Source organism: Pseudomonas sp. K5002 (assembly GCF_013386655.1).
Lineage (GTDB): Bacteria > Pseudomonadota > Gammaproteobacteria > Pseudomonadales > Pseudomonadaceae > Aquipseudomonas.
Map to the genome: position 1 here is coordinate 1 of NZ_JACARK010000250.1, position 2,931 is coordinate 2,931.

Annotated in this window: 2 protein-coding genes and 1 pseudogene; all 3 read right to left on the minus strand. The window is 64.0% G+C overall.

From position 1 onward, the window contains the following. Positions 1-267 (minus strand): annotated as a pseudogene (locus HX846_RS13195) (type VI secretion-associated lipoprotein TagQ); the annotation flags it as partial. A gap of 84 nt (positions 268-351) precedes the next feature. Beyond that, entirely contained in the window at positions 352-2,064 is a 1,713-nt protein-coding gene (locus HX846_RS13200) for an SUMF1/EgtB/PvdO family nonheme iron enzyme (RefSeq protein WP_003213313.1), read from the minus strand. Next, positions 2,057-2,931, minus strand: an 875-nt coding sequence (locus tag HX846_RS13205) for an ABC transporter permease (protein ID WP_178965526.1), incomplete at its 5' end; no start/stop codon positions are given. The genes HX846_RS13205 and HX846_RS13200, both read right to left, overlap by 8 nt.

The following is a 2,931-nucleotide window of genomic DNA, read 5'->3' on the forward strand; positions in this document are numbered from 1 at the left end:
GCGCTTGTCGGAGTCGCCGGTCAAGGCGCCCAGCAATGCACCACCGGCCGCACCCAGGGCGGCGCCGGTGACCACCGACTTGGTCAGGTCCGAATCGGTAGCACGCAGGTGCTGCACCGGCTCGTAGCAGTTCGGGTAGTACTCGACCTTGGTGGTCGAGGCGACCTTGTTGGTCGGCGACGTTGCGCAACCGGTCAGCACCGTGCTGAAGCCTGCGGCAATCAGCAGCAGATGACGCTTGGAAACCGCCTTACGGGAAAAAATCATCGTTGTGTTCTCTTTTAAGTTTGACTTGCCCAGCGCGGCCCACCGCCGCCTGAGTCCCTTCCAAGCTCGCTGTACAACCAGCGGTCAAGACCGCTGACCGCTCGCTGCGAGCAATTCCTTCAAAATCGTCGCCGGGTCGGCCCGCTGTTGCTTGCGGTAGTTGCCCACATGGCGAACGAATAACGTCGCACGCGTCACCAGGCTCTTGCCCAGTACCGGCTTGCGATCCAACTCTTCCTTGATCCGTTGAAACTGCGCCTGGATCACCGCATCGGTGTAGCGCGTGCCGGTGGCCAGGTTGTCGATGTAGATCGCCACCGCGCCGTCCAGCGCACTGCGCCCATTGGTGATCGCCGTGGCGAACAGCTGCGCGCTGGCCTCGTCCTTGGCGTCGATGGCCTGCTGGCGGCTCTTCTGCAAATTGATCAGGCGGATGTTGTAGTTGTTGATGGTCTCGGCCACCAGGGCCGCGGACTGAATCAGGTTGCCGGCCGCTTCTTCGCGCTGCTGGGCGATCAGCGAGACGTTGCGCTTGAGCTCTTCGTTGACCAGGCCGAGCTCCGCTTGCAGGCGCGGGTCGACGCTGGCGGCGATGATGCTGTCCAGGCGCTTGGTCGGGTCCTGGGCGTCGTCGATGGCATCGGTCAGCGAGGCCAGGCGACCTTCCTTCTGCCACTGGGCGAACAGTTCCTTGTAGCGCGAACGCGGTGCCGACAAGGCGCCAATCGCCACGCGAAAGCCGGTGGTCTCGTTGCTTTGTTCGGTACCGTCGGCGGCGAACAACGGGTACTCGCGGCGCATGCCGGTGAACAGCGTGCCCTCGCCTTCCAGGTAGTTGCCGCCCTTGACCACGAACCCACCATAGGTGCCCTGGCGACGCCCGGCGTGCACCAGTTGAAAGGACTCCTGGACCATTTCCGCTGCGTTGCCGATCACATCGAACATGCCGATCGGGTTGGGCAGCTTGGTGCCAATGGGCATCAGCCGTGCGGCCTGGCCGGTGCCACCGGCGACCTGATTGAACACCGCGTAATCGGCAAGGGGACCATCGCTTTCGCTGCCCTCGGTACGCCGTGGAAACAGCCGGCCTTCAAGGTCCTGACGGCTGACCGCCTGGCCACCGCGCGCGGCAAACTCCCACTCCACTTCGGTAGGCAGGCGCACAAAGCCCAGCCCGCCGTCATCTGCCGAAGCACCGCGACCACTCACCGGCAACAGCTCGCGGTGGTATTTCATCAACCAGGCGCTGTACACCGCCGAGAAACGTTCGGCTTCAAAGCGCGACAGCTTGACCTTGGGCAAGCGCGCCGCCATCCCGGTAGGCACATCACACGCCGGGGCGGGTTCGCCGCTGGCCAGGGATTGCGCCTGGGACATGACCTGCGCATATTGCCGCGCAGTGACTTCGTACTTGCCGATGAAGTACAGCATCGGCTTGAGCGGGGTCTTGGCGTCGGTCTTCGGCATCAGCGGCGCAATGACCTTGTTCCAGTCCTTGGGCAGGTCCTTGAGGGTGAACTGGCCGTTGATGAAGTCGCGGCGATAACCGGAAATGAACGACTGCTGATAGCCCGCTTCACCTTCGCTGAACGGGTAGCCGAGGCTGATCTCGCGGTCATCCAGGGTGCCCTGGGCCAGCACGTAGGCATAGCGGAACACCATGTTGCCTTCGCAGGGCAGCGGCAGGCTGACGTCATCCGGCAACGGCTTGGGGTTGTCCAGCTTGTCGCTCGCCTCATCGGCCCAGGCCACGCAGGACAGGGTCAGCGCCATGGCGGCGCCCAGTAACTTATACATCTCTGATTCCTTCAGAAGCCTGGATACGCGCCACACGCCAACCGCCACACGCCGCCGCCACGGCGCTGACGCCGAGGACAGCTGCCAGGGCCAGGCCGTAGTGACGCGCCAGCAGGTGACTGGCGTATTCGCCCGGCACCTGCACGAATAATTGGTTCAGGCCGGACTCTGCCAAGCCATATAAAAGCCCACTCAATACAGCGGCAAACCCCGCGCTGTAGAGCGCCTGCAACACCACAAACAGCAACAACCCGGCGGTGGAAAACCCCAACAGCCGCAATACCGACAGCTCCCGACGCTTGCGTGCAACCGACGCCAGCGCCCCGGCAAAGATCGCGGCAAACGCGCCCGCCAACGCCAGCCCGGCGATGATCCAGAACACGATCGACAGGTTGCGGCTCAACGACTGCACCTGAGCGATGGTCTGGGCCTGGGTCGACACCAACAGATTCTGCCCGGCGAAATACACCCGCAGCGGCTCCACATCCACCAGGCGCCGCGCATACAAACGGAACGCCGGGTATACCCGTTGCTCGCTGACGCCCACCGCATCGCCGTCCCAGCCAAACGCCGGCACCGCGCGGCCATCGCGATAATCTTCCGCTGCTTCCAGCAAGCCCAAGGGTGCAAACAATCCATCCCGGGCGAAGGCTTCCAGCGGCGCTACCTGCAGCACTTGAACCCGCAGGCGTTGCGACTCGATGCGCCCCGCCACCTGGCGCCCAAAACTCGCCTCCAGCCAATCCCCGGCCTTTGCCCCGAGCTTTTCGGCAGCGGTGTGGCTCAGCACGATTTGATCCAGGCCCTTGGGCATCGGCAGGCCGGCCAGCAATGGGTCGTTGGCGGCGGTCGGCAGCATCTCCACCG

Coding starts and splice junctions, on each gene's coding strand:
- HX846_RS13200 (WP_003213313.1), bottom strand. CDS start 2,064: ATGTATAAGTTACTGGGCGCCGCCATGGCGCTGACCCTGTCCTGCGTG.